The organism is Streptomyces sp. NPDC043870 (genome assembly GCF_056435785.1).
Genome location: NZ_JBWKDT010000032.1, coordinates 38,831 through 65,793 on the forward strand (window position 1 = coordinate 38,831; position 26,963 = coordinate 65,793).

23 protein-coding genes are annotated in these 26,963 nt (G+C 70.7%); 11 read left to right on the plus strand and 12 right to left on the minus strand.

The window, feature by feature from the left end:
• Nucleotides 1–97: 97 nt before the first annotated feature.
• The gene (locus AC0699_RS29830; protein WP_478666400.1) at nucleotides 98–622 is read left to right on the plus strand and encodes a hypothetical protein; all 525 of its coding nucleotides are present in this window, start codon (nucleotides 98–100) and stop codon (nucleotides 620–622) included.
• Between the two features lie 103 nt (nucleotides 623–725).
• Here AC0699_RS29830 and AC0699_RS29835 read toward each other — a convergent pair whose 3' ends face one another.
• Nucleotides 726–1,364 (minus strand): nucleoside/nucleotide kinase family protein, encoded by a 639-nt coding sequence (locus AC0699_RS29835; RefSeq protein WP_478666402.1) that lies wholly within the window; start codon nucleotides 1,362–1,364, stop codon nucleotides 726–728.
• 49 nt (nucleotides 1,365–1,413) lie between these two features.
• On the opposite strand from AC0699_RS29835, the gene AC0699_RS29840 reads away from it, so the two are divergent.
• The 3 genes from AC0699_RS29840 to AC0699_RS29850 all read left to right on the plus strand — a co-directional run bounded on the left by AC0699_RS29840 (nucleotide 1,414) and on the right by AC0699_RS29850 (nucleotide 4,087).
• Nucleotides 1,414–1,818 (plus strand): VOC family protein, encoded by a 405-nt coding sequence (locus AC0699_RS29840; RefSeq protein ID WP_478666404.1) that lies wholly within the window; start codon nucleotides 1,414–1,416, stop codon nucleotides 1,816–1,818.
• Between the two features lie 102 nt (nucleotides 1,819–1,920).
• Nucleotides 1,921–2,412, plus strand: coding sequence for a GNAT family N-acetyltransferase (locus tag AC0699_RS29845; protein ID WP_478666406.1), 492 nt, complete (start codon nucleotides 1,921–1,923; stop codon nucleotides 2,410–2,412).
• Nucleotides 2,413–2,482: 70 nt separating this feature from the next.
• A complete protein-coding gene (locus AC0699_RS29850; RefSeq protein ID WP_478666408.1) occupies nucleotides 2,483–4,087 on the plus strand; it encodes a hypothetical protein in 1,605 nt (534 codons plus the stop codon).
• A gap of 216 nt (nucleotides 4,088–4,303) precedes the next feature.
• Here AC0699_RS29850 and AC0699_RS29855 read toward each other — a convergent pair whose 3' ends face one another.
• Genes AC0699_RS29855 through AC0699_RS29865 form a run of 3 tightly spaced genes read right to left on the minus strand, consistent with a single transcriptional unit; the run spans nucleotide 4,304 to nucleotide 7,955 of the window.
• Complete coding sequence (locus AC0699_RS29855; RefSeq protein ID WP_478666409.1) at nucleotides 4,304–5,350, minus strand: ABC transporter ATP-binding protein; 1,047 nt, start codon at nucleotides 5,348–5,350, stop codon at nucleotides 4,304–4,306.
• Entirely contained in the window at nucleotides 5,347–6,936 is a 1,590-nt protein-coding gene (locus AC0699_RS29860; RefSeq protein ID WP_478666415.1) for an ABC transporter permease, read from the minus strand. Before AC0699_RS29860 ends, AC0699_RS29855 begins: the two co-directional genes overlap by 4 nt.
• A 2-nt stretch (nucleotides 6,937–6,938) precedes the next feature.
• A complete protein-coding gene (locus AC0699_RS29865; protein WP_478666418.1) occupies nucleotides 6,939–7,955 on the minus strand; it encodes an iron ABC transporter substrate-binding protein in 1,017 nt (338 codons plus the stop codon).
• 318 nt (nucleotides 7,956–8,273) lie between these two features.
• On the opposite strand from AC0699_RS29865, the gene AC0699_RS29870 reads away from it, so the two are divergent.
• Nucleotides 8,274–11,150, plus strand: coding sequence for an AMP-binding protein (locus AC0699_RS29870; protein WP_478666421.1), 2,877 nt, complete (start codon nucleotides 8,274–8,276; stop codon nucleotides 11,148–11,150).
• Between the two features lie 19 nt (nucleotides 11,151–11,169).
• Here the strand turns inward: AC0699_RS29870 and AC0699_RS29875 are convergent, their stop codons facing one another.
• Complete coding sequence (locus tag AC0699_RS29875; protein WP_478666423.1) at nucleotides 11,170–11,616, minus strand: ATP-binding protein; 447 nt, start codon at nucleotides 11,614–11,616, stop codon at nucleotides 11,170–11,172.
• A gap of 166 nt (nucleotides 11,617–11,782) precedes the next feature.
• On the opposite strand from AC0699_RS29875, the gene AC0699_RS29880 reads away from it, so the two are divergent.
• Both AC0699_RS29880 and AC0699_RS29885 read left to right on the plus strand, forming a co-directional pair.
• On the plus strand, nucleotides 11,783–12,604 hold the full coding sequence (locus AC0699_RS29880) for a helix-turn-helix domain-containing protein (protein ID WP_478666425.1): 822 nt from the start codon (nucleotides 11,783–11,785) through the stop codon (nucleotides 12,602–12,604).
• Nucleotides 12,601–12,852 (plus strand): DUF397 domain-containing protein, encoded by a 252-nt coding sequence (locus tag AC0699_RS29885; protein WP_478666428.1) that lies wholly within the window; start codon nucleotides 12,601–12,603, stop codon nucleotides 12,850–12,852. The genes AC0699_RS29880 and AC0699_RS29885 overlap by 4 nt, the downstream gene beginning before the upstream one ends.
• Before the next feature lie 83 nt (nucleotides 12,853–12,935).
• On the opposite strand, the gene AC0699_RS29890 is transcribed toward AC0699_RS29885, so the two are convergent.
• Nucleotides 12,936–13,235, minus strand: coding sequence for an antibiotic biosynthesis monooxygenase (locus AC0699_RS29890; protein WP_478666431.1), 300 nt, complete (start codon nucleotides 13,233–13,235; stop codon nucleotides 12,936–12,938).
• A 283-nt stretch (nucleotides 13,236–13,518) separates the two neighbouring features.
• On the opposite strand from AC0699_RS29890, the gene AC0699_RS29895 reads away from it, so the two are divergent.
• Entirely contained in the window at nucleotides 13,519–15,945 is a 2,427-nt protein-coding gene (locus tag AC0699_RS29895) for a helicase C-terminal domain-containing protein (RefSeq protein WP_478666435.1), read from the plus strand.
• A 170-nt stretch (nucleotides 15,946–16,115) separates the two neighbouring features.
• On the opposite strand, the gene AC0699_RS29900 is transcribed toward AC0699_RS29895, so the two are convergent.
• The 3 genes from AC0699_RS29900 to AC0699_RS29910 form a co-directional block, all read right to left on the minus strand.
• Complete coding sequence (locus AC0699_RS29900; protein ID WP_478666438.1) at nucleotides 16,116–17,399, minus strand: ROK family protein; 1,284 nt, start codon at nucleotides 17,397–17,399, stop codon at nucleotides 16,116–16,118.
• A gap of 143 nt (nucleotides 17,400–17,542) precedes the next feature.
• Nucleotides 17,543–18,712, minus strand: a complete 1,170-nt coding sequence (gene xylA / locus AC0699_RS29905; protein WP_478666442.1) for a xylose isomerase — start codon at nucleotides 18,710–18,712, stop codon at nucleotides 17,543–17,545.
• Between the two features lie 339 nt (nucleotides 18,713–19,051).
• Nucleotides 19,052–19,480: a peptide-methionine (R)-S-oxide reductase gene (locus AC0699_RS29910; protein ID WP_478666445.1), complete on the minus strand. Its 429-nt coding sequence runs from the start codon at nucleotides 19,478–19,480 to the stop codon at nucleotides 19,052–19,054.
• Nucleotides 19,481–20,113: 633 nt separating this feature from the next.
• Between AC0699_RS29910 and AC0699_RS29915 the strand changes: the two genes are divergently transcribed.
• The 3 genes from AC0699_RS29915 (at nucleotide 20,114) to AC0699_RS29925 (ending at nucleotide 24,834) form a co-directional block, all read left to right on the plus strand.
• Nucleotides 20,114–20,626, plus strand: a complete 513-nt coding sequence (locus AC0699_RS29915; RefSeq protein WP_478666448.1) for a RipA family octameric membrane protein — start codon at nucleotides 20,114–20,116, stop codon at nucleotides 20,624–20,626.
• Nucleotides 20,627–20,734: 108 nt separating this feature from the next.
• Entirely contained in the window at nucleotides 20,735–21,235 is a 501-nt protein-coding gene (locus tag AC0699_RS29920) for a hypothetical protein (RefSeq protein ID WP_478666451.1), read from the plus strand.
• Complete coding sequence (locus tag AC0699_RS29925; RefSeq protein WP_478666455.1) at nucleotides 21,232–24,834, plus strand: HEAT repeat domain-containing protein; 3,603 nt, start codon at nucleotides 21,232–21,234, stop codon at nucleotides 24,832–24,834. Before AC0699_RS29920 ends, AC0699_RS29925 begins: the two co-directional genes overlap by 4 nt.
• A gap of 3 nt (nucleotides 24,835–24,837) precedes the next feature.
• Here AC0699_RS29925 and AC0699_RS29930 read toward each other — a convergent pair whose 3' ends face one another.
• From AC0699_RS29930 to AC0699_RS29940, 3 genes are all read right to left on the minus strand, one after another.
• A complete protein-coding gene (locus tag AC0699_RS29930) occupies nucleotides 24,838–26,031 on the minus strand; it encodes a phage tail sheath family protein (RefSeq protein WP_478666458.1) in 1,194 nt (397 codons plus the stop codon).
• 148 nt (nucleotides 26,032–26,179) lie between these two features.
• Entirely contained in the window at nucleotides 26,180–26,518 is a 339-nt protein-coding gene (locus tag AC0699_RS29935; RefSeq protein WP_478666461.1) for an XRE family transcriptional regulator, read from the minus strand.
• Complete coding sequence (locus AC0699_RS29940) at nucleotides 26,515–26,916, minus strand: type II toxin-antitoxin system RelE/ParE family toxin (protein WP_478666463.1); 402 nt, start codon at nucleotides 26,914–26,916, stop codon at nucleotides 26,515–26,517. Before AC0699_RS29940 ends, AC0699_RS29935 begins: the two co-directional genes overlap by 4 nt.
• Nucleotides 26,917–26,963 lie beyond the last annotated feature (47 nt).

Consider the following 26,963-nt stretch of genomic DNA (forward strand, 5'->3'; position numbering starts at 1 on the left):
ACAGGGAGGCCTGCCGTCGCGGCCGGCACCCGCTCCGTGAGCAGGCGCCGGACAGGCCGGAAGCGGCGGGCGCCTGAGCACGTCATAGGCTCCACGTATGGAGCTGACCGGAAAAGTGTGGGGTGCCACCGCACAGGAGAAGCAGGCAGCCTACCCCTGTGACGACCTGATGAGCGCTCCGTACGAGCGCTGGGCCCGAGCCGTGGACGTGGCCGCTCCGGCCGACCTCGCCTTTCGGTGGCTGGAGCAACTGCGGGAAGCGCCCTACAGCTACGACTGGATCGACTTCCGAGGCCGCAAGAGCCCCGACCGGTTGCCGGAGAACGCTGCACCCCTCGAGGTCGGGCAGCCCTTCCTGGTGTTCCACATTGCCCAGTTCGTGAACAACCGGCACATCACTGTGGTGCTCCCGGAGGATCCCGCACGTCGGTACGGACGCATGGCGGTCACCTACGTTGTCGAACCGACGGCACAGGGCTGCCGGTTGGTTGTCGCGGTCAATGTCGAGAAACGGCGCAAGCTGATCCATCGGGTGCAGCGCAGACTTCTGGCCTGGGGCGATCTCGTGATGATGCGAAAGCAGCTGCTCACGCTGAAGAAGCTCGCGGAACGCGGGCCATAGGCCGATCCGGTCGAGAACAGCCGGTCAAAGACGTGTTGCTACGCGGATCAGGTCGGCGACTGTTGAGCAGACGCATCAGCAGGTCTGCCCGTAGGAGAACCAGCTAGTCGGGGTCCATCCGGATGGTGAGGTGGGCGCGGTGCCGGCCGCGGTCCACCAGGCGGGCGTTGGCCTCGTCGGAGTCCCTGACCCACCGCTCGGCGTACGCACGTTCCTTGCCGAAGCGCACATGACGGTCGACGAGCCGGGGCACCCGCAGCTCGTCGTCCAGCCGCAGGAACCACACCTCGTCGAGAAGCGCGCGAAGCCCCGCCCAGGGCCCCTCGTCGTGCAGCAGATAGTTCCCCTCGGTGACGACCAGTGGGACGTCCGGAGCGACGGCGATGCTGCCCGCGACCGGCTCCTCCAGCCCGCGGTCGAAAGCGGGCGCGTACACCGTCGTCCCCGCCTCGGGCGCGCGCAGCCGGGCGAGCAGCGCCGCGAACCCGGCCGCGTCGAACGTGTCGGGAGCACCCTTGCGGTCCGCCCGTCCGAGCCGTTCCAGCTCGGCCTGGGCGAGGTGGAACCCGTCCATGGGTACGAGGACGGCGCGCCCGCCGAGACGCGTCACCAGCTCCTCGGCGAGGGTGGACTTGCCCGCGCCGGGCGCCCCCGCGATCCCGAGGATCCGGCGCGTACCGGCCTGGGCGAGGCGCCGGGCACGGTCGGTGAGCTGCTCGATCGACGGGTCCACGCGAGGCATTGTGCACGGCGTCGGCGATACTGGGCGCGCCCGCCAGCAAGGAGAACCGATGTCCGCCGCGCCCCTGCCCCGTATCGCCCTGATCGCGCTGGTCGTGCGCGACTACGACGAGGCCATCGCCTTCTACAGGGACGCGCTCGGCTTCACGCTCGTCGAGGACACGGACCGGGGCGATGGGTCGAGATGGGTGGTCGTCCGCCCCGGCGGCGCCGACAGCGGTACCGATCTGCTGCTCGCCCGCGCCAAGGGCGAGCAGCAGGAAGCGAGCGTGGGCGCGCAGACGGGTGGCCGGGTCGGGTTCTTCCTGCACACCGACGACTTCGCCCGCGATCACGCGCGCATGACAGCGGCGGGAGTGCGCTTCCTGGAGGAGCCGCGCCATGAGCCGTACGGCACGGTGGCCGTCTTCGAGGACCTGTACGGGAACCGCTGGGATCTGCTGCAGCCGGCGTGACGCACGGCCACCGGATTCGACGGTCCGCTCGGCGTCGGACTTGGTGGGGCGCCAACTCCGGCCGTGGGCCGGGCGCGATCATCGCTGCGTAAGCTGCCGCGCATGGTGACGTTGGAGCGGCTCCGGAGTGACCACGCGCTCGCCCTGCTGGCTTTCGAGCAGGAGAACCGGGAGTACTTCGCGCGATCCGTGCCGGATCGGGGGGAGGCGTACTTCGTCGAGTTCGCCTCCCGTCACCGTGCCCTGCTCGCCGAGCAGGACGCCGGTCTGTGTCACTTCCATGTCGTCATCGACGAACAGGGGGACCTGGTCGGCCGCGTCAATCTCGTGGATGTCGAAGCAGGCGCCGCTGAAGTCGGCTATCGGATCGGCGAGCGGGCCTCGGGCCAGGGCGTCGCGACCGCCGCCGTCGCGGAGGTGTGCCGCCTCGCTGCCACGTCCTACCGCCTCTCCGCTCTCAGGGCGGTCACCACCCTCGACAATCAGGCGTCCATGACCGTGCTCGCACGCAACGGATTCGCGGCCGTGGCGGACATCAGGATCGACGGGCGCCCCGGCATCCGGTACCAGCGCCAGCTTGCCGCTCCCCGCTGATCGCTTGCTCCGGATGGATTGTGCGGGCAGGCCGGAAGCCGGCCGCTGCGGCCCGCGTAACGTACGGGCCATGACCGACCCCGTGCTCCGGCTGCTCCGCGAGGAACCTCGCCTCGCCGAGATGGCCGCCGCGTATCCCTTCGAGTTCGACCTGGACCGCGCGGAGCACGGGGAGGCGGTGTGTCTGGCCTCGGGTGCGTCGCTGGAGCCGGTGGCCGGGGACGGCGCCGGTGGCACGTACTTCGTGTGCGGCGGAGCCGACGGACCGGTGCTGTACGCGTCGTCGGAGGGGGCTGCCGGGCTGATCGGGGACAGCGTGAGTGAGGCCCTGGAGATTGTGATCGGACTGCCGGACTGGCGCGACCACACGGGGCTGTCCCCGGCGGACGGCGAGGAGGCGATTCTTGCCGCCGTCGCGGCGAGCGAGAACGAACTCCAGGCGTTCATGACGGATCTGGACGACCGCCGGACCGAGCTGCGCGCGGCCCTTGGTCTCCCCGAGCGCCCCGCCCTGGAGCTGTTCACCATGTTCCACCGCGCACTGCTGCGGACCGAGCCGGAGCATCTGCTCCTGAATGCCGACGAGTTGCTCGCGTACGAGCTGCTCGACCCGCATCCGCGGACCCCGCTCCGGGAAACGGTCCTCGCCCCGGGCCGCGCTGACCTGGCGCGGATGCGGGCGGCGGACCGCGGCGCCTGGGACGAGGTGGCCTCTGATGCCGTCCGCCGGGCGACGGTGCTGCGGGCCGCCCAGTACGACCGCCAGGACAGCGATCTCCCGCTGCTGCGGCACTTGCTGGAGCGCGAGGCGACCGACACGGGGTACGGCGACGAGCTTCGCCTCGCGGCAGTGCTGGTCGGCAGGTACGGGTCGGCCGACGACGTTCCGCTGCTGCGCGGGGCGCTGCTGGGGCTCCCTGAGGAACCGGCGGCCCTGGCCGAGTGGGCGCGCGAGCTCGACGCGGAGCGTTTCGGCGAGGACCCGTCCGCCGCACCGGAGTTGACGTGGGTGGCGCTGGCCCGCCGCCAGGGCCGTACCGACCATGCGCGCGTCGCCCTGATCCGGATCCTGGACGACACCGGTCCTGACGCGCCTCGGCTACGCGGGACAGCGGCGGAGCTGGCGCTGCTCGGCGAGTTCGGCCAGGCCGCGCGTGCACAGTACAACGTCACATCGTTGCAGGACACGGCATGGGACCGGGCCTCGGCGGGCCTGGTGCTGGCCACGTACGAGCGGAGCGCGGGAAACCTTTCCGGGGCCTGCCGGGCGCTGGAACGCGTCGTCGGCGCCCTGGAGCCCGCCCCGGCCGCCACCGCCTCCGCCTCTGCCTCTGCCTCCGCCTCCGATCACGGCCCGGTTCCGGGTCCCGGTCCCGGTCCTGATCAGCTTGAGCTGGACCTCGGTCTCCAATCGCCCACCGCCGAGGACCGGGACGCCGTGCCGGACTGGCGGCGCCGACGCCGGTTCGGCGGACTGATCACCGAGGAGTACCTCCTCCTCGCCCTCGCCGCCGCCGAATCGGGGGACGCGAGCCTCGCCCGCGAGGCCATGTCCCACGGCAGGACGTTGCTCAAGGAGATCGCCGAGCCGTCCCGCAAGGCGCTCGGGCCGCTGGCGCAGGAGGCGAAGTGGGCGCTGGCGCGGCTGCCGCGGCAGCGCGGTCGCGACGTGTGAAACGATCCGCCCGCGAGAGCTCGGACCACCAGGGTCCGGCCCCGCACGCGGCGCCCTCGTCGGCCGGTCGGCCACGTCGAAAGGCGGCGGCCCGCCAGCCGGTCGGCCCACAGGTCACCCCGCCAGCCAGCCGGTCGGCCAACGGTCACCCCGCCAGGCAGTCGGCGCCACGTCAAGGAACAGCCGCCTGCCCGCCTGCCCGCCGGCCCGCCCCCGTCAACCGGTCGCCGGGTGGAGTGTCGCCTCTCCCGTCACGCGGATACCGGTCTGCCCGCCCGTGCGCACGGGCACCGGGCCGGGGACCCGGACGTCGACCGGCCCGTCCATGCCGTCGACGTCGACGCTGACCATGGCGTCGTGGCCGTAGAAGCGGACAGCGGTCACCGTGCCCCGGATGTCCGCCGAGGCGGTATCCGTCAGCTGGAGCTGTTCCGGACGGAGCAGCACCAGGCCCTCGCGCAGCCCGCCGGGCCGGCCGGCCAGGGCGATGCGGCCCAGGGGGGTGGTCGCTGTGCCGTTCTCCGCGGCGCCGGTGACGAGGACCGCGTCGCCGACGAACGCGGCCACCCAGGGATCGGCGGGTCGGTGATACAGCTCCTGGGGGGCGGCGCACTGGGCCACGCGGCCGTCCCGGACGACCGCGACGAGATCCGCCGTGGAGAGGGCCTCCTGCTGGTCGTGGGTGACCAGGACAGCGGTGGCGCCGGTGGCCCGCAGGGCGGCGCGCACATCGGCCCGTACCCCTGCGCGCAGGGCGCTGTCCAGGGCGTTGAACGGCTCGTCGAGAAGCACCAGTTGGGGTTCGGGAGCCAGGGCGCGGGCGAGGGCGACGCGCTGTTGCTGGCCGCCGGAGAGTTCGTGCGGCATACGGTCGCCGTAGCCGCCGAGCCCGACCAGCTCCAGCATCTCCCCGACGCGGCGACCACGCCCGCCCCGGTCCAGGCCGGTCAGGCCGAACGCAACGTTGCGGGCCACGCTGAGGTGCGGGAACAGGGCGCCTTCCTGGGGGACGATGCCGATGCGTCGGCGCTCCGGCGACAGATGCACGCCGGGGGCGCTGAGGGTGCGTCCGCCGAGCGTGACGGTGCCGGTGTCGGCGCGCAGGAAGCCGGCGACGATGCGCAGCAGGGTGGTCTTGCCGCAGCCGGAGGGGCCGAGGACGGCGGCCAGCGCGCCGCCGGGGACCGTCAGGTGGAGGTCTTCGAGAACCGTGGCGCCGGGGCCGTACGCCTTGGCCAGTCCCGAGATCTGAAGGTCGGTCATGTTCGGTGCCTTCCGAGCAGGTAGGACGGGACGGCGGCGAGGAGGATCAGCGCGGCCGCGTAGGGGGCCGCGGCTGCGAACGAGCCGGCGCCGGTCTCCGTCCACAAGCGGGTGGCCAGGGTGTCCATGCCGGTGGGGCGCAGCAGCAGGGTGGCGGGGAGTTCCTTCATGCAGACCACGAAGGTCAGGGCGGCTCCTGCGGCGACACCGGGCGCGGCGAGCGGCAAGGTGACCTCGCGCAGCACCCTCAGGGGCGAGCGGCCGAGCGAGCGGGCGACGTCCTCCAGCACGGGCGGGGCCTGGAGGACGGCCGCCCGGGTGGCGGCCACCGCGACCGGCAGGAACAGCACCGCGTAGGCGCAGACCAGCAGCGGCAGTTCCTGGTAGAGCGGGCGGGCGTAGCGGACGGCGAAGAACACCATCGCGAGGGCGACGGTGATGCCGGGCAGGGCGTGCCCCGCGTACGCGGCCTGCTCCAGTAGACGCGCGGTCCGGCCGCGGTGGCGGGCCGCGATCACGCCGACCGGCAGGGCGAGCAGGGTGGTGAGCCCGGCGCCGGCAGCGGCGACGCCGAGGGTGGTGAGCGCGGTGTCGGTGAGTGTGGCGGGTTCCCAGGTGGCGGAGGAACCGACGGCCAGCCAGTAGCCGAGCACGCCCAGCGGGAAGCCGACGGCGGCGGTGACGACGGCTCCGCACCAGGCGAGTGCGGGCAGCCGCAGGCGGCCGAGGGCGACGGGCACCGCCGGGCGTGCGGTGCCTCTGCCCGTCCTGGCGTGCCCGGCGCGGCCCCTGGTGCGGGCCTCGGCCGCCACCAGCGCCACGGTCATGATCACCAGTACGGCGCTGAGCGCGGCAGCCGGAGTCCGGTCGAAACTGGCCCGGTACGAGGTGTAGATGCCGCGGGTGAAGGTGTCGTACCGCATCAGCGACACCGCACCGAAGTCCGACAGGACGTACAGCGCCACCAGCAGCCCGCCACCGGCCGCGGCCGGACGCAGCTGTGGGAGCGTGACGCGCAGGAACGTACGCAGGGGGCCGTGCCCGAGCGAGCGGGAGACCTCCTCCTGCGCGGGGTCGATGCCGCGCAGCGCGGCGGCGACGGGCAGGTACACGTACGGGAAGCTGACCAGGCTCAGCGCCAGTGCGGCCCCGCTGAACCCGGCGAGCCAGGGCGCCGCGGACAGCCAGGCGAACGCCGCGACATAGCTGGGCACGGCCAGCGGCAGCGTGACGAGCACCGACCAGGCGCGGGCGCCGGGCAGCGTCGTGCGCACAGTCAGCCAGGCCAGGGACACGCCGAGCACCAGACAGGCCGCGACGACCACGGCGGCGAGTCCGAGGCTGCGCAGGAGGAGCAGCCCGGTCCGCTCGTCGGCGACGACGTCCCAGGCGAATGCGGGGCCGCGCTCCAGTGCCCGCACGGCCAGGTAGCCCAGCGGCAGCACGGCGAGCGCCGCGGCCACGCAGGCGGGCAGGAGCAGGAGCCAGGACGGCCGGGCCACGGCGCGCCGCCGCCCGGCGGGCGCGGGGGCGCCTGCCGGGCGGGGGTCGTGGCGCGTCCGGACGGAGGAATCCGGTGTGGTCACGGTCAGACCATTCCGACGTCCTGGAGCATGGCCAGCGTCGCCTTCAGCGAGTCGAGCCTGCCCAGGTCGATCTTCGGCGGCTGCAGGGAGTCCAGCGGCGGCACGCCCTCGGCCTGCTTGATGCCCGCGGCCAGCGGGTACTCCTTGGTCTTCTCGGCGAAGTAGCGCTGCGACTCGGCGGACAGCAGGAAGTCGGCGGCCTTCTGCGCGTACGCGCTCTGCTGTTTGCCGGCGCCCTTCATCAGGCCGACTCCGGCCACGTTGACCAGACCGCCCGGGTCGCCCTTGGGCAGGTAGTGCACCTTGGCCTTGAGCTTGTCCGCGCCCTCTTCGGCCGCCTTCTCGTACCAGTAGTAGTGGTTGAGCAGGCCGAGGGAGACCTCGCCGGAGTCGACGGCGTCGAGGACGTTGAGGTTGCTCTCGTACGCCTTCGGCATGTTGGCCTTCAGGCCCTCGAGCCAGGTGCGAGTGGCGTCGTCGCCCTCCAGGATGCGCATGCCGGTGACGAACGCCTGGAAGGACGCGTTGGTCGGGGCGTAGCCGATCTTGCCCTTCCACTCGGGCTTCACCAGGTCGTGCACGCTGTCCGGGGGCGTGGTCACCTTCTGGGAGTTGTAGGCGATGACACGGACCCGTCCGCTGACGCCGACCCAGTCGCCGGCGGCGCTGCGGTAGGTCGGTGCGACCTTGTCGAGCGTGGTCTGCGGGAGCGGCGCCAGGCGGCCCTCCTTGGACAGCGCGCCGAGGGCCCCCGCGTCCTGGGACAGGAAGAGGCCCGCCTCGGCCTTGTCGCCCTCCTCGAGGAGCTGCGCCGAGAGTTCGGCGCTGGTGCCGTAGCGGACCTCGACATTGGTGCCGAGGTGCTCCTCCAGCTTCTCGATGAGCGGCGCCACGAGGTTCTCGTTCCGGCCGGAGTAGATGACGAGCCCGGCCGGCTCGTCGCTGCAGCCGGTGACGGTGGGCAGGAACAGGGCTGCCGCGGCGAACGCGGCGAGACTGCGGGCCAAGGGGCGTCGCATGAGGGGCAGTGCCTTCCTGACGTGCTCACCGCCGTCACGCGGGAGATGCCGCGTGGGGCGCGGGACCGGTGCCGGGGAGAGGAACCTGCAAACAGGAGCATTGGTAAGGTAAACCTCACCTAAGAGTCAATAGCGTCGTACATAACGGCTTGGCCACGGGCACAGAGGGCGGAAAGGGCCACCGGCGCACCCACAGCCCATCGTCCGTGCAGGCATGGGCAGTTGAAGGGCGCCAGGGAGGGCGCCCACCCCCGTCGCCCCTGCGAGAGCCGACGGACCCCCTTCCCGATAAGGGAAGGCTTACCTACGATGCGCCCCGTGACGCTCCACCCCGCACCGCCCATCGGCGGCATAACGCTGCCCCTCGCCCACGGCCTCGTGACCCACGGCGACCGCACCGCCCTCATCACCGCTGACGGCGAGATGTCCTACCGTGAACTCGCCGCACGGGTCGCCGACACCGCCCTGCGCCTGGGAACCGAGCGGCGGCTCGTGCTGCTGCCCGGCGCCAACACCGCCGAGGCCCTGGTCGTTCATCTCGCCGCCCTTTCGGCGGGACATCCCGTGCTCCTGGTCCCGGGTGACCACCCGGAAGCCGTGGAGTCGCTGACCGCGGCATACGACCCCGATGTCGTCGTGCGGCCGGCGCCGGGGGAGTGGGAGATCGAGGAGAGGCGCACGGTCTCCGCCCATGACATGCACCCGGACCTCGCCCTGCTGCTCAGCACGTCCGGCTCGACCGGGTCGCCGAAGCTGGTCCGCCTCTCGCACGACAACCTCCAGTCGAACGCCGCCTCGATCGCCACATATCTCGGCATCCGCGACACCGACCGGGCCGCGACGACCCTGCCGATGCACTACTGCTACGGGCTCTCCGTCATCCACAGCCATCTGCTGCGCGGGGCGGGCCTCGTCCTCACCGGGCTGTCGGTGGCGGACTCCTGCTTCTGGGACCTCTTCCGCCGGGCCCGCGGTACGTCCCTAGCGGGCGTCCCGTACACCTTCGACCTGCTCGACCGGGTCGGTTTCGCCGACATGGACCTGCCCCATCTGCGGTACGTCACGCAGGCCGGCGGCCGGCTGGCGCCCGACCGGGTGGCGCACTACGCCGCGCTGGGCGCACGGCGCGGCTGGGACCTGGTCGTCATGTACGGCCAGACCGAGGCGACCGCCCGGATGGCCTATCTGCCGCCTGATCTCGCTGCCGCGCACCCCGCGTCGATCGGAGTGCCGGTCCCCGGCGGCTCGTTCCGCCTCGAACCGGTCGGGGACCACGCCCGAGCGCAGACCGGGGAGTTCGGGAAGACCGAGGAGCTCGGGAAGACCGAGGAGCTCGGGAAGACCGAGGAGCTCGGGAAGACCGGGGAGCTCGGGGAGCTCGTGTACTCCGGGCCTAACGTCATGCTGGGCTACGCCCGCACGCCGGCCGACCTCGCGCTCGGCCGGACCGTCGACGAGCTGCGCACCGGCGACATCGCGCGGCGCACCCCCGAGGGGCTCTACGAGATCGTCGGGCGGCGCAGCCGGTTCGTGAAGATCCTCGGCCTGCGGATCGACCCGCAGCGTGTCGAGCAGATGCTCGAACGGCACGGCGTCACCGCGCTCTGCACCGGCGACGACGCAGCACTCGCCGTCGCCGCCATCGGCTCCGACGGCTTCAGCAACTCCAGCAACTCCAGCAACTCCGGCGACTCCAGCGACTCCGACGCACGGCGGATAAGACGGCTCGTCGCGGACGAGTGCGACCTGCCTGCCCGTGCCGTCCGCGTCCAGGTCGTGGACGAGCTCCCCCGTCTGCCCACCGGCAAGCCCGACTACCGGGCGGTACTCGCGCTCACCCGCCCGGACTCGGAGGAGACCCCGGTCGCACCCGGGCTCTCCCCCGGCGACGGCGCCGAAGCCCTGTGCGAGCTCTACGCGCAGATCCTCGACCGGACGGACGTGACGGAGGACAGCACCTTCGTCGGCCTCGGGGGCGACTCGCTGTCGTACGTGGAGATGTCGATCCACCTCGAGGACCGGCTCGGCCATCTGCCGCACGACTGGCACACGACGCCGATCCGCGACCTCGTCGCGCCGCCCGAGCGGAAGCCCCGCTCGCGCCGACCCTCCCGCTTCTCCCGCTTCTCCCGCTTCCGAAGACGCACGCTGGAGACCGGCGTCGCCCTGCGCGCCGCGGCGATCTTCTGCATCGTCGGCTCGCACATCGGCGTCTTCACGATCAGGGGTGGAGCCCATCTGTTGCTCGCGGTCGCCGGATACAACTTCGCCCGCTTCCACCTCACCGACGCCGCACGGCGCGAACGCGTCCGCCGAGTCCGCCGCAGCATCACCCGCATCGCCCTGCCGAGCATGGCCTGGATCGCATTCGCCCTCCTCATCAGCGACGACTACACGCTGACCAATCTGTTCCTCCTGCACAACGCTCTGAAGCCGCAGGACATGGGGGCGGGCATCCACACCTGGTTCATCGAGGCCCTGGTCTACATCCTCATCGCCGTCGTCGCCGTCCTCTGTGTCCCCGCCGTGGACCGTGCGGAGCGGCGCTTCCCGTACGGCCTGCCGGTGACGCTCGCGGGCCTCGGGCTGCTCACCCGCTACGAACTCGTCGGCCTCCCGAGCCGCTCACAGATGACGGACGCGGTGACCGTCTTCTGGCTGTTCGCGCTCGGCTGGGCGGCGGCGAAGTCCCGCACCGTGCCGCAGCGGCTGCTGGTCACCGCCGCGGCGATCGCCACCGTGCCGGGGTTCTTCCCCGGCGAGCCCGGGCGCGAGGCGATCGTCGTCGCCGGATTCACGCTGCTGGTGTGGGTGCCCGCACTCCCCAGCCGGGAGCGCGTCAACCAGGTGGCCGGGCTCGTGGCGACCAGCTCGATGTACATCTATCTGACGCACTGGCAGATCTACCCGCTCATCGACGGGTTCTCGAAGCACCTGGCGCTGCTCGTCTCGCTGCTCTTCGGCATCGCCTATGGGACCGCGATGACACGGCTGATGCGGGGGTTGCCCCTCCTGCCCGAGCGGGTCTCCCTGTCCTCGCTGACGTCCCTGTCCTTCCTGTCCTCGCTGGCCTTCGCGCCGTCTCCGGCGTCCGTGAGGGAGCCGGCCCCCACACCTTCTTCTTCGCGCCTGCCGAGGTTCGTACGCCTCGCCCTCGCCCGCGCCCGCCTCGGACCCGGCCGGATCCGAGCCTGACGTACACGCGCGGGCGCGTTCAGCACGGCAGGTCCAGTTCCGCGCGGACGGTCTTCCCGATGGGTACGCGGTCGAGCACCGTCCACCGGTCGGCGAGCGCGGCCACCAGCACCAGTCCCCGGCCGCCCTCCGAACCGGTCGGCGGCTCGCCGACCTCCCCGGGGCCGGGCGGGCGGCGCTCGCCGCGGGTGTCGGAGACCTCGATGCGGAGCGTGGGCGGGGTGTGGGCGAGCCGCAGCTCGAAGTCCCTGCCCGGTACGCGGCCGTGCGTCACGGCGTTCGCTGCCAGCTCGGCGACGAGTACCGCGGCCGCGTCGGACACCTGGGTCCCGTGCCGGATGCCCCAGCTGTCCAGCTGGTGGAGCGCGAGGTGCCGGGCGAGCCGGGCGCCGCGCGGGGTGGAGCTGAAGCGCTGGGTGAACACACGTACGGTGACGGGCTGTTGGTGGGTGCCGGGGGAGGCCATGGGCCCAATGTGGCGTTCACCGGACCCGTTTCTCCAGGCAGGAGCCGTGTACGCGGCGTCAGCGTACATGCACGCCGAGTGGACAGTACGCGTAACTGGGCGTGACGATGGGCCGGTTGGGAGTGGGCAGCGGGGCGGTTGCGCGGTGCGCGGGAGGTGGCCGGACATGACGGACGGTGTGGAACCGGAGTCCTCGGACAGTCTGAGGACGTTCGGCGCGGTGGTCCAGGCCCTGCGCGAGCACGCGGGGCTCAGCCGGGAGGAGTTCGCGTCGCTGGTGCGGTTCTCCAAGCACACGGTGACATCGGTCGAGCTGGGGCGGCGCATGCCGGACGACGAGTTCGTGGAGCTGGCGGAGGCGGCGCTGGGCAATACGGGGGCGCTGCGGAGGGCGGCGCAGCATCTGTCGCGGCAACCGGGGTTGGCGTCGTGGTTCCGGAAGTGGGCGCGGATGGAGACGACGGCGATCACGTTGTACACGTACGAATGCCGTCTGATTCCTGGCTTGTTACAGACGGAGGCGTACGCGCGGACGCTGTTCGCCGACCGGCTCCCGCCGCTGCGAGACGAGGAGATCGAAGCCCAGCTGGCGGCGCGGGCGGAACGGCAGCGGCTGCTGCGGGAGCGGCCGAACACCGCGTACAGCTTCATCGTCGAAGAGCATTTGTTCAAACGGCGCACGGGCGGCTTGCAGGTCACCATCGACCTCATCGATCACGTTCTCGAACTAGCGGAGCTCCGGAACATCGAGATCCAGGTCATGCCACTGGTGCGGGAGAGCCACGCTGGTGTGGACGGGCCCATGCAGTTGCTGGAGACCCCGGAGAACAAGTTGTTCGGCTACTGCGAGGGGCAGGAAAGCGGTCAACTCATCGCTGACCGCAAAGTGGTCAGCACGCTCCAGATGCGTTATGCCAGGATGCGGTCACAGGCTCTCTCCCCGGAAGAGTCCGTGAGCCTGTTGCGGCGGATGCGAGGAGCGGTATGAGCACCACAGAACTGGCCTGGTTCAAGAGCAGCTACAGCGGCAGCTCCGGCGACAGCTGCGTCGAAGTCGCCCTCTCCTGGCGCAAATCCAGCTACAGCAGCGGCGGCGACGGCGACTGCGTCGAGGTCGCCACCTGCCCCACCACCGTCCACGTCCGGGACTCCAAGGACAAGCAGGGCCCCCAGCTCGCCCTCTCCCCCACCGCCTGGTCCGGTTTCGTCTCGTACGCCGCCGCCCAAGCGGCCTGACCCCGGTTCACAGGAACTCACAGCTCACGCCCACGCCCACGCCCCAGCACGACCGAGCGCACCAAGCTCCAGGACGACACCATCTACGATCGCTCGGGGATGACGAGTTCGCGGCCGCGATAGAACGCTTCTCGCTCCTCGACGACGTAGGGAGCCATCACCTCACGCCGACGCGTCTCTGCCTCGGAGCCGCGCCAGGCATCGCACGCCTCCCTGGACTCCCAGAGCGAAACTCCGATCACTTCCTCCCCGTCCTCGGACCAGTACGCGAAGGCACGGACCATGCCCTGCGGGTGGGACTCCGGCCGCCACGCCCCTTCGAACTCCGCCAGCATGCCCGGCTTGATGCGGCGCGTTGTCATCCAGACGAAGTGCTCCTTCATCAGGCCTCCTCCAGGCCGACCGGTCACCGCGCCGCTCGTTGGCGCTCTCAGACCACCGTAGGCTCGCGGCACCGGTTCCGCCTGCGCGGCCGCACAGCACGCCCGGCACCGGGAGCCGTGACCGGTGCGGGGAGCACACCGGGCCGCCGTTGAGGACGGCGACGAAGAGCTCCTCAGCAGGAGGCACGTACCGTGCGCGTACGGGGCGATACGGACAGTTGTCAAGTCCGGTCGATGGGGGGCGGGAGCACCGCTACGGTGGTCCGCGAGTTCAGTGACCAGCTTGTCGGAACAGGTGATTCCCATCGGCAGCTCCCGCGGTTCGACGCTGACCCGTTGGCTCCGCACCCTCGACGCCGACCGGCTGCGCCGCGTGCTCGACGCACGCCCGGACAGTGCTCGCCCGCCGGAGCCGCGCACCCTCGGGGAGCTCGCCGACCGGTTGCAACGGCCTGGATCGGTCGCACAGGCCCTGACCCGGCTGTCACTGCCCTGTCTCCAGGCCACCGAGGCGCTCGCCGCACTGGGCACGCCCGGCACGCCCATCTCCCGTACGGAACTGGAGAGCCTTCTCGGCACGGACGCGGCCGGTCTCGACCCCGTGCTCCGTGCCCTGGGCGACCACGCGCTGGTCTGGTCGGCCGGTCCTGCCGGCGACCTGTACATGGCGGCGGCTCTGCGGAGCGCCTGGGAGGCCCCGCTCGGGCTGGGTCCTGGGCTGGACGAACTGCTGCCCGGTATGACGTCCGAGGAACTCCGCAAGATCGTGAGGGCTCTCGGCCTGACGCCTGGCACGACGAAGCAGCAGCGCCTCGAAGCCGTACTCGGCCATCACACGGACCCGGACCGGCTAGAGGTGCTGATCGCCTCCGCGCCGCCGGGCGCCCGGGATCTGCTGGAGCGCCGTACCGGCCCGGATGGCCCGGATCAGCCGTTCATCATGTTCGGCTCGGTCACCTCCAGCCCTGACGAACGCTGGTTGCTCGACCGGGCGTTGCTGGTGGACCGTGCCTGGTCGCCCGAGCCCGCGCTCGTACCCGCCGAGGTCACCCGCGCGTTGCGCGGTCCCAACTGGCACGCGCCGTACGACCCGGCGCCGCCCGGTCCCGCGCTCGTGGCGCTCACCGCCGCCGACGTGGAGCGCGAGGCCTCCGCCGCGGCCACCGCCTTCGCCGGGCAGGCGGCCGCGCTGCTCGCCGAGTGCGCGGCCCGCCCTCCGGCCGCCCTGAAGTCCGGTGGCATCGGTGTGCGCGAACTGTCCCGTATCGGCAAAGCGGTTCAGTGCGAGGAGCCGGTGGTGCGCCTGGTGCTGGAGTGCGCCTGCACCGCCGGGCTGCTCGCGTACGAAGGCCGGTCCCTGCTCGTCACCGAGGCCTACGACGACTGGGCGGGGCAAGAACCCGCCGACCGGTACAGCGGGCTGCTCCGGACGTGGTGGCGGCTCGGCTCGACGCCCTCCGCCGCTCGCGACGACGAGGGCAAGGCCTTGGCCGCCGCGGTCCGGAGGCCGCCCTGTTCCGGCTGTCTGGCGGCCCGTCAGGGTCTGCTGGCCGCCGCGGCGGCCCTGCCCCCTTTCCACGGCGTACGGAGCACGGCCGACCTCGGCCCCCTCGTGGCCTGGCACCGGCCCTTCGCCGATGAGCTCCCGCAGGACAGCTCACCGTTCGCCACGCTGATCCGGGAGGCCGAGCTGCTGGGCGTCCTCGCGCGCGGCGCGCTGTCCCCGCTCGGCGAGGCGCTGTTGCACGACGATTCCGTGCTGCTGCACGAGCACGCCGGGCGCCTGCTGCCGGGAGCCTCCGCAACGGCCCGAATCGGTGCGGACCTCACCGCCGTGGTGACCGGTACGCCCACCGCCCGGCTCGCCGGGCTGCTGGACTCACTCGCCGAACGGGAGGCCCATGGCGCCGCCTCCGTCTGGCGGTTCGGCCCGTCGTCCCTGCGACGCGCGCTGGACGCGGGCCGTACACCGGACGACATCGAGGCGGACCTGGTCGATGCTGCCGCGGACGGCCTGCTGCCCCAGGCCCTCACGTATCTGATCCATGACACCGCTCGCCGGCACGGACGGGTGCGCCTCGCGCCGGCGGCCTGTGTGATCCACAGCGAGGACACGGCTTGTCTCGCCGAGATCGCCGCCCATCGCGCACTGGCACACCTGGGCCTGCGCAGGCTCGCCCCGACCGTGCTGCTCTGCCGGACACCGCTGCCCGAGGCACTGGAGGCCCTGCGTGCCGAGGGGTACGCCCCCGTGGCAGAGGCGGACGACGGCTCGGTCCGTGTCGAGCGGCCCGAGCGGCCCCGCGCGGCGCGGCCGTTCCCCCGCCCGCGGCAGGGCGCCCAGCCCGGCGGACCGGCCGACGGACCGGCCGACGGTTCGGCCGGCGGACTGGCCGGCCGTCTGCTCCTGGCCCCGGACCGGGAACCGCACCCCGACCCGGAGCGCGGCATCCCCTTCGCGTCCGACACCGAGGAGATCGTCGCCGGTTACGCGACGGCCCTCACTCTGACGGACATCCGGCAACTCGCCCACGCCATCAACGAGGAGGAGCCCATCACGATCGAGTACGTCGCGGCCTCGGGCGGCCGGACCGTCCGCACGGTGAGCGGCATCGATTTCGACCCGCCGCACCTCTACGCGTACTGCCATCTGCGCGAGGACGACCGGGTTTTCACCTTGTCCCGGATCCAGGCGGTCATGCCCGCGTAGTGCGCTGCGAACGGCCAGATGCGGAGCGCGGACGGATGCTTTCCGCCCGACCCGGCCTGGGAGGCGCATGTGAACTCCTGCACGGCGCAGCCAGCCGGACCCCGGTGTACGACAGTCCACCCGGCCATGGGGCGGCGGCGCGTGGGGCGACGGCGTACGTCAGCCGGTCCTCACGGGTCAGGGGTGCCCTCGCGCACAGCCACCCGGCCCGGGTCGGCGAAGATCTCCTCCACGATGATGCCCGCGGCCCCGCGTACCGCCGCGGTGAAGCCCAGGGCCGAGCCGGTCACCCGGCAGACCGCCGGATCGCCCGCCACGGCCCGTTCGCGCAGCTCGCGCATGGCGGCGGGCACGAGATAGGGGGCGACTGTCGCGAAGTAGCCGCCGAGCACGATCACCTCAGGATTGAGGAGGTTCACCGGGATCGACAGGCCTATGCCGAGCCAGCGGCCGATCTCGTCCAGGCCGGCCAGCGCCCGTGGGTCTCCTGCTGTGGCACGGCGGAGCAATTCCTGGGCCTGCTCCTCGGGGTCGTGGGACGCGGCGCCGGACGCCTCCTCTCCCGCCAGGTCGGGAGCAGTGGTGCGGATCGCGGCGGAGAGGCCGACCTTGGTCTCCAGACAGCCGGTGCGCCCGCAGGCACACCTCTCGCCCGCGGGATCGACCTGGAGGTGCCCCAGCTCGCCGGTGAAGCCGCCGGCGCCGCGCAGCAGCGTGCCGCCCGCGACGATGCCCGCACCGATGCCCGCTTCCCCGGTCACGTAGACCAGGTCGGCGGCCCTGGACCGGGCGTGACCGCGTTCGGCCAGGGCGGCCAGGTTGGCCTCGTTGTCGACGGCGACGCTGACGTCGTCCGGCACGCCCAGCAGATCGCGCAGCAGCCCGGCGACCGGAACGTCCCGCCAGTGCAGGTTCGGCGCGGAGCACACGCGACCGGTGGCGATGTCCACGGGGCCGGGGACGGCCACGCCCACACCCGCTGTGTGGACCCCGGCCCGGCGGGCGGCTTCCATCAGCTCGGTGGCCAGCGCGGCGAGCGTACGGATCGTGTCCTCGGCATCCTCGTGTGCCGCATCGTGCACGAGGCGCCGCTCCTGCAGTTGCCGGCCCGCGAGGTCCATCGACCAGGCAGCCAGGTAACGGGAGTTGACCTCGAGGCCCAGTGCTGCCACCGACCGTCCGTCGATCTCCAGACGCCGTCCGGGGCGGCCGACGGTGCCGTCCTGCTGGTAGTCGGTCTCCCGCAGCAGCCGGCGCTCGATCAGCTCCGCGACGAGACTGGAGACCGTGGCACGGGTCAGGCCCGTGTGCCGGGCGACCGTCGCCCGGGACAGCGGGCCCGCCGAGCGGACCTCGGCCAGGACGCGGCCGAGGTTGACGCGGCGCATCGCCGCCAGGTCGACAGGGGCCGGCCCTGGTGGGCCGGCCGCTGCGGCGGCGGCGCTCTGTGACACGTACTCACTCCCTACCTGTCCCCGACAGGACAGCTCCGTCTCATGTGCGACGTACGCATCATGCGGCGTACACATCTTGTGCGACGTACGCATCATGGACGACGTCCGTGACCCCTCGGGGCACCGCTTCCCGGTCGACCTGGTCAGCGCACGCCGAGCAGGTGCTCCAAGGCGAGCTGGTCGAGGCGCTCGAAGGACATGGAACGCTCGGCGGCGGCCTGCACGTCGAAGTCCTCGTAGGCGGAGGTGTCGGCGAGCAGGCCCTTGAGGCCGTCGGCGGCGGTGGGCAGGGCGAGCTCGTCCAGCCGGGACGCGACCAGCGCCTCCTGGACCTCTGGGTCGGACCTGAAGGCGGCGGCGCGCTCCTTGAGGATCAGGTAGTTGCGCATGCAGTTCTTCGCGGACTCCCACACCCCGTCGAAGCCGTCGGTACGCACCGGCTTGAAGTCGAAGTGCCGCGGACCCTCGTAGCCGGCGGTCTCCAGGAGGTCGACGAGCCAGAACGCCTGGCGCAGGTCGCCCGCGCCGAAGCGGAAGTCCTGGTCGTACTTGACGCCGGACTGACCGTTGAGGTCGATGTGGTAGAGCTTGCCCGCCCACAGTGCCTGCGCGATGCCGTGCGGGAAGTTCAGGCCCGCCATCTGCTCATGGCCGGTCTCCGGGTTGACGCCGACCAGCTCGGGGCGCTCCAGGCGCTCGATGAAGGCCAGGGCATGGCCGATGGTCGGCAGGAGGATGTCGCCGCGGGGCTCGTTGGGCTTGGGCTCGATGGCGAAGCGCAGGTCGTAGCCCTGCTCGGTGACGTACTCGCCGAGCAGGTCGAAAGCCTCCTTCATCCGGTCGAGCGCGACCCGCACGTCCTTGGCGCCGCCGGACTCCGCGCCCTCCCGGCCGCCCCAGGCGACATAGGTGGTGGCGCCCAGCTCGACGGCGAGGTCGATGTTGCGGATGGTCTTGCGCAGCGCGTAGCGGCGCACGTCACGGTCGTTGGCGGTGAAGCCGCCGTCCTTGAAGACGGGGTGCGTGAAGAGGTTGGTGGTCGCCATGGGCACCTTGAGACCCGTGCGCTCCAGCGCGGCCCTGAAACGCCTGACGACCGCCTCGCGCTCGGCGTCCGAGGAGCCGGAGGGGATCAGGTCGTCATCGTGGAATGTCACACCGTACGCACCCAGCTCGGCCAGGCGCTCGACGGACTCGACCGGGTCGAGCGCCGGGCGGGTGGCGTCGCCGAAGGGGTCGCGCCCCTGCCAGCCGACGGTCCACAGGCCGAAGGTGAACTTGTCCTGCGAGGTGGGAGTGAACTGCTGCGCCATGGTGCGGCCCCTTGGGTGATGGCGGCGGCTTATTTGTTTGTTCTCCTTACCAATACCCTATGGGGTGTGCTCGGCCAACCCTCTGGCAAGCCTGGGACACCGCCCGGCCATCCCCGGTCGAGACGCCGAAGTAGGCGGGCAGCACCTCTCCCCCACTGGCTGCCAAGCGACCCAAAGCCATGCGAGGGCCTGGCGCCTATTTTGTTTCCTGTCCGATCAAACAGGGTTCACTCGGGACGGCCGTCGACAGCGGCGCCGATCGACGACACAGAGCAGCTCGACGACACAGAGCAGCCGCCGACAGGCCGAAGCCTGCCGGCGGCTGCTCGACTCGCGCCGTCAGTCCTCGTCGGGCGTCAGGCGCAGGGAGATCGAGTTGATGCAGTACCGCTGGTCCGTCGGGGTCGGGTACCCCTCACCCTCGAAGACGTGCCCGAGGTGCGAGCCGCAGCGCGCGCAGCGGACCTCGGTGCGGACCATCCCGTGGGACCGGTCCTCGATCAGCTCGACGGCGTCGGTGTCCTTCGGGTCGTAGAAGGACGGCCAGCCGACGTGCTTCTCAGATTCACAGTTCTCAGCTTCCCTCCTCGGACACCCAGCTCTGTCATGTAACCCTCGACATCGCGCCAGCAGGGCGGCTGCCACCATGCTGACCAGGCTCCAGCGCATCCAGGAGTTCCAGCAAGCCACCTGCCCTGCGTCGAGTCCGGCCAGTGACTTGGCAGCACGGAAGCCCTCCTCGAGCCACCTGGCGCAGACCGTGGCCACCAGCGCGACCGGGGTGGCAGCGGTAGCAGGACAACTCGCCCGTACGGCAATGGCGGCGGACCAGCAGGACGCTGTGCCCTTGTGCCTGGCCGGGCGAGGTATCGTCGACGGTGATGGATCGGTAACGGTGAAGCCGCCCGCCGGGGAGTTCACGCGATGGCTCGCAGGAACGGCGATGGCGTAGTCCTAGGCTGGCTCCCGTATGACCACCCGCAGTTCACGCCCACCGTGGACCTTGTCGGCGGTCTCCCAGCGGGCCGGCAGCCCCGCCTCGCGTCCCGGGTGAGCATCGCGGCAGCCAACCGCGGCTTGGGCGCGAACGCGAACTCGTCAGGGACACCCGTCAGCTCCCGGCGTTCGTCGCAAACGATCACAATCGTGACGGCCGTCCTCATACCTGCAGCCGTCGCCTACCTACTGACCAGCGACAACGCGCTACAGATCACGAACCACAGCGGCCGTACCTGACCTGCCACAAGAAGCTCACAGAGCTCGCAACGTCAGACACACTGTTAACTCACCTGTTTCACACCGCACTTGTCGTAACATCAACCGCTCACGCCCTGGCGGGTTCATGTGGTCATTCGACGGGATCCATGCTTGGCAGGAGGGCGGCTACGGAATGATGTCACCATGGCCGAGATCAACGAGGCATTGTGGAACGAGGGCATCACTGCATCCGCCTATCACACTGGGACTGAGGCGTACCAGGAAGCGATATTCGAGCAGTACAAGCTGTGCGTGGAGATGGCCGACCGGGTCAGCGCCCGCCGCAACTTGGCCAACAACTTCTTTCTCACCCTGCACAGCGGCCTGTTCGCCCTCCTCGGCGCGTGGCTGACCCAGACGCACGGGACCGTGCCATCGGCCCTACTGCTCCTCGGCGCGCTTCTGGTCCTATTGGCCCTGTGTACGGCTTGGTGGTTCACCGTCCGCTCCTACCGGCAGTTGAACGAGGGGAAGTTCAAAGTGATCGGAGCTTTTGAGGAACGGCTACCCGCCCGAGCCCTCTACTCCGCCGAGTGGCAGGCCCTGGACGAGGGCCAGGACTGGCAGGTCTACCTGCCGCTGACCCATGTGGAGAGATGGGTACCGCTCATCTTCGCCAGCACCTACATCCTGGGATTCGCCGCCCTGGCTATGTGAGACGGGACGTGAGGCGGCCTCAACAAAGGTCAGACACCGCTCGATCCACGCCACCTGCCGCGATTACGGTGCCAGGCGAGCCCACATGAGCTGAAGGAGTGTTGTCGAGTGACCACGATTGCCGTCACCGGTCACACGGATCTGGCTCCGGAGTCCGCGGAACCCGTGCGCGAGGCCCTGCGCGCATTGCTGTTGGGCCTGCGTGACGGCCACGTCCTCGTAGGACGCTCGTGCCTGGCCCGCGGCGCCCACACTATTTTCGCGGAGGAAGTTCTCGCTCTCGGCGGCCGACTGTCAGCCGTCGTCCCGTCCCGGGACTACCGCGAAGCGGTAGTGAGGGCGGCGGATCTCGCACGTTTCGACGCCCTGTGCGAGGCTGCCGACGAGAGAGTGGTCATGCCGTACGAGACCGCGGGGCTCGACGCCTGCGAGGCGGCCAACCTCTGCCTGCTCCAAGGCGCAGACAAACTGGCAGCCGTATGGGAAGGCAGCGCGTCCTCGGGGCTCGGCGGAGGCACCGCAGACGCCCTGGCCGCGGCGCGAGCCGCCAGACTGCCGGTCGACGTGGTAAGGCCTCCTCGGGCCGAAAGAGCAGCCGTCACAGCATGACCACGCGCGGCGACAGGCCGATCCACTTGAGGGTGTTCCTCTCGTCCCCTGGCGACGTCACCACCGAGCGGGCGCTTGCCCGCTCGGTGGTCGAGCAGTTGCAGTACGACCCGTTCGTGCGTGGCCGAGCCACATTCGAAGTGGTGGCATGGGACCACCCAGGCGGCGGCGCGCCCCTCGTGGCGACCGAGACACCGCAGGCATCGATCAATCGAGGCCTCCTTCGGCCGTCGGACTGCGACATCGTGGTTGTCGTGCTGTGGTCCCGGATGGGTACGCCACTGCCGTTCCCCGAGTATCGCAAGCCCGATGGCAGGCCCTACCTCTCCGGCACGGAGTGGGAGTATGAGGACGCAGTGCGCACCGCGGGCGAGACCGGTCGGCCGACGGTCCTGGTCTACCGCCGTACCACAAAGGTGCTACTCGACTCCGACGCCGACGACGTCGAAGAACTGCTGACACAGAAGCGACGGGTGAACGAGTTCTTCGAGCGCATGCGCGACCCGCGCACCGGCGCTGCGCTGCGAGGCCACAAGCCCTACGAGTCGCCGGAGGGACTGCGGGTCGAGTTCGAGCACGACCTCAAGTCACTCGTGCATGACATCGTCAATGCGGCGGCGCCCGCCGGCGCGCCCGTGCCACGCCATGAGTTGGCTGAGTTGGCACCGACGTGGGATGGCTCCCCGTTTCCAGGGCTGCGCGCGTTCACACCCGTGGACGCGCCGATCTTCTTCGGCCGCGGCCGTGAGACCGACGAACTTGCCGCACGGGTGGCAGCCAGCGGCTTCGTCGCAGTGGTCGGCGCGAGCGGCTCCGGCAAGTCCTCACTGGTGGGTGCCGGTTTGATCCCCCGGCTCCGACAGAGCGGGACCAAGTGGGCGCTGCCGAGCTACGACCAGGCCACCAAGCGGTGGACGGGCCTGCGGTTCACCCCCGGCGAGGTGGGCGACGATCCGTTCCTGGCCATAGCGGCCAAGCTCGCGCCTCTGACGGGCGCCAACGCGGCGGCCCTGGCCCAGTGGTTGGCCGCGGCGCCGGACACTATAGTCGATCATCTTCCCGCCGGGACCTCGCTACTGTTCGTCGACCAGTTCGAAGAGCTGTTCACCGTCGTGAAACCCGCCTTGGTGCACGCGTGGGTTCGGCTCATCGAGGCGGCCGCACTGTCGGGCCGCTGCCATGTAGTTGCCACCCTGCGTGCGGACTTCTACCACCGCTGCCTCGACATTCCCCAGCTAGCCCGGCTGTTCGAAGTCGGCCAACTGCCGCTCAGCGCACCCACCGACACCCTGCACGACATGATCGCGCGACCGGCCGAGCGGGCCGACCTGCGGTTCGAGGAGGGACTGACCGGCCGGATCCTACGCGACACCGTGGGCGACCCGGACGCGCTGCCGCTGCTTGCCTACACCCTCGACGAGCTCTACCGTGCCGGCACCACGAACCGGCTCTTGGACTTCGCCACATACAAGCGGCTGGGCGGTGTGCAGGGCGCGATCGGCACCCGCGCCGAGCACGTGTTCACCGACGTGCTCGACGACCAGGCCCGCGCAGCGTTCTCCCGGGTGTTCCGTGAACTTGTCAAGGTCGACGAACACGGCCGCTCCACACGAAGGAGGCCCCTGCTGGCGCAGATCGCTGGGGGCCAGCCCGCGCGCCGGTTGATCGACGTGTTCACCCGGGCCCGGCTACTCGTGCAGAGCAAGGACGAGGGCAACCAGCCCGTCGTCTTCGTAGCCCACGAAGCGCTGTTCGGCAGCTGGACGCGGCTGGCCGACTGGATCCAGGCGATGCAGGACGACCTGCTACTCGAACACAAGGTCACCGCGGCGGCGGCCGAGTGGGCCCAGCACGGCCGGGACGAGGCGTTCCGCTGGCCACACGAGCGGCTTGAGCCGGTGTACGCGATGGTCCAACGCCTCGGTGCCGTCCTGGATGGCGACACCATCGCCTTCATCGAGCCGGAATACGAACGGCTCTTCCCCGTCTTGCGCGAGGAGGGCATCGAAGGCTACCAGCGGCAGAATGCGATGGACCGGTTGGTCACCATCGGCCCGGCGACCGTGCCCGGCCTATTGGACATGCTCGAAGGCTCCTCCCCCGAAGGCTGTGAAGCGGCCGCCACCGTGCTGGCCAGGCTGGGCGAACCTGCGATCGACGGTCTGGTCGCGGTGCTGGGACGAGGAGGGCCGGATGCCCGGCTGGGAGCTCTCGGCGCGCTGCGCCGGATCGACGCGCCCAGGATCGCGCCAAAGCTGGCACCAGCCTTGCGCGACCGCGACGCCAGGGTGCGCTCGGCGGCCGTCGGTACGCTCGTCGCGCTCGGCGGGGTGTCCGCGCGGGACCTGCTCGGCTCCGCGGTGACCAGCGAGCAGACTGACGTGCGCTGGCTGGCAGCCGGCGCACTCGGCGCGTTCGGGCCGGACGCGGTGCCCCATCTGCTGGCCGTCAGCCACACCGATGACGAGGCGATCGAGTCGGCCAGGCGCGCCCTGCTGGCCATCGGCGACCGCGGCATCGAGCCCCTGCTGGAGGGCGTGCGCGGCCCGGACGCGCGCCAGCGGGTCAACGCCGCCGCGGCCCTCGCGGCGCTCGGCTCGTCCGCGGTTCCGGGCCTGGTCGCCCTGCTCGCCGACACCGATGTCGATGCCGACGTCCGGTGGCGCGTCTGCGACATACTGGCCACGATCGGCGACGACAGCTGCGCGCAGTCGCTTCTCAGGGCGCTGCAAGACTCGGCGCCGACCGTACGCGCAGCGGCCGCGTACGCCCTGGCCCAGGTGGGGGCCGAAAGCGCCGTACAGCCACTGGTGTCTGCGCTGGCCGACGACGATCACGACGTGCGATGGGCAGTGGCCGATGCGCTCGCAGAGCTCAGCAGCTCATCGGCGCCGCCACTGCTCGCCGCCATGGCGGCGCACGGACCGGGTGTGCCGATGGCGTCCGCGGCGTTGGCGAAGTGCACCGACCCTTCACTGTTGTCCGGGCTGCGGTCGGATCACGCGCCGATCCGCGACCGGGTCACGGACGTGCTGGTCACATGGGGCGAGCCCGCAGTGCCGGGCCTGCTGGACATGCTCACCGCCCCCGATCCCCGGACCCGGGAAGCCGCCACCCTGACTTTGGCGGGGCTCGGCTCGCCAGCCGTGAACGGACTGGTCGAGCTGCTCGGCAGCGCCAACCCGGACGTCCGGCGGGCGGCGGCACGGGCGCTCGGCCGGATTGGCCTCGCCGACACGGAGACCCGATGGCCGCGCGGCACGCCCCGCTCCCATCGAGCACTGCCCGCGCTGGAGCGCCTGCTCTCTGATAAGGAACCTGGGTGTCGGGACGCGGCCGCCGACGCGCTGGCCCTCTTCGGCCAGCATGCGCTGCCCGTGGTGTGGCGGGGACTGTCGGCGCCGATGGCGCAGACCCGCTCGGCCGCGGTGCGGGCCGCCGTCACGATCGGCCCGGCGGCGGTGCCCGGGCTGCTGATCATCGCGAACAACAGCGCCACCGTGGCACGGACGCCGGCGATCGAGTCCCTGCGAGCGATCGGCACACCGCAAGCCCTGTTCGGTCTCGCCGAGCTGGGCATGGCGGCCGGGCTGAGTTAACCGTCAGCTGTCGCAGAAATAGACCAGCCGGAAGTCAGACATGGCGAAGTTACGTTCGATCTTGACAGTGCAATTGATGTACAGGCACTTCGCGTCCCGCTGCTCCAGGTTGTCGTCAAAACTCACCCAGAAGGCGTCTTCAGGGGTCTCCCCTGAGAGCGCGCCGCTTCGCCACAACACGTACAGGAAGTCCTTGATCTGGGCCATGATGCGATACGGAAGACCGGGGTCATCCGCCCGTTCGAAGATCGCCCACTCCGTTCCCCTGCGGATATTGCGGAGTATGAAGGCGATCAGCCGCCGATGGCGGATGTATCGCCACTCGGGGTTGCTGCTCAGAGTACGGCTTCCCCACACCAGGATTCCGCGACCGGACGACGGGACTAGGGAGTTCACCCCGACGGGGTTCAGCATGTCCTGTTCCGGTCCGGTGACGACCGTCTCAACGCCGACTGCGTTCTCCACGACCTGGTTGGCCGGCGTGTGGTGAAATCCACGCATCAGGTCCACCTTGGCGTAGACCCCAGCAATGTGCCCGCTCGGCGGGACGGAGCGGAAGTGGCCCGCAGACGGGTCGTACACCCTGATCCACGGGTAGTACATGACCGCGTATGAGCTGTCGTAACCCGCGCCCACAGCTCGCCATTCTCTGATCTGTGACGCGTTGAGGCCGGGCGGGCAGTCCAGGATCGTGATCCGGTCGCCGGTGACTTCGCAGTGCGCGATCAGCGCCAGCTGAACAGCCTTGACCTGGTCCAGATCCACCCGGCCCTGCTCGTAGGCCGTCAGCAGATCCGGTGCGCAGACGATCGAGACGTCGTCGAATGTTTCGAGGCCGGCCAACCCGGTGCGCGCCTGCAAATCGCCGGCGAACGCGTGCACCACGTGTTCCGGATCGGACTCCACCCGCACCACAACGCAGGACTGCCCGCCGTTTGCGAAGAAGCCGTATACGGCGACGGGCAGCATGCACCCCTCGACGAAATCTCCGAACTCTGCCTGGAAGCGCCCCCAGCTGTCTATCCAGATCGGCGTGTTCAATTCGCCCCGCTCCGCGAAGCCGAGGAACGCGGCGGTTGTGTGCTCCGGTATCCACCGAGGCATCGGCTGCCCGGCAGCCTCCTCGTCAAACGAGGGCGCGCGCAGCCTCACTGCGGGCATCGGCCCCACTGCGGACGCCAGTACTTCGAGATACACCCCGGGACTCAAATACGACGGCACGAGGCCCCCTGAGGTTGCGGTCAGCCGGTCCGGCTACACCCTTGGCCGCTGGCGAACCGCTGTCAACCAGTCGTGTCTGCCGCAAGGTGGTGATGGTCCCACCCAAACGTCGGCCGTGAGCCGATCAGGCGACGGTGTACTCCGTGTCGCCGAAGTCGGCCACCACGCGGAGCCTGCCGCCGAGTGCCTCGACGTACGACCGCAGGGTAGCGACCTCCGTCCGGTCGGCTTCGCCGTGCTCGATCGCCGAGACCCGAGGAGCGGAGACTCCCATCGTCTTCGCCACGTCCCTCTGCGTCAGCGACTGCTCGCGCCGGATCTCCGCGAGCCGATATGCCCGGACCTCGGCCATCAGCCGGCCCATTTCCGCCTGCTTCTCCTCGGCAGAGCGGACCGGCAGCCCGGCGGCTTCCCGGCGCTCGCGAGCCTTGCGCTTCGTCTCCTCCCAGCTGACCGTGCTCATTCGTACTCCCTGGTATCGAGTTCGGCGAGGTGCACCTGGTAGCGCTTCTCGGCGAGCGGGATGTTGGCGTCGTACCAGCGCTGCCAGTTACCTGCCTTGTCACCGGCGACCAACAAGACCGCCCGGCGTATTGGGTCGAACGCGAACAGGATCCGGATCTCGCTCGTACCCGAGGAGCCCGGTCGCAGCTCCTTCATATGGTGCTGCTCCGCGCCCTTGATCCGGTCTACGAGCGGACGGCCCAGAGCGGGCCCGAACATCGACAAGGCGTCGATGGCGTCCTCTACCTGCTCGGCACTGTCCCAGTCCGCCTCCGCCAGCTCATCGAACCACGTCGCAACCTCCGCGACGAGGATCACTTCCCACTTGACCCATGACGGCGAAATTAACGCAAGCATTAACCCACCGAGCCGGTATCCCCTCTGCGTCACTCGCATGGGGGATG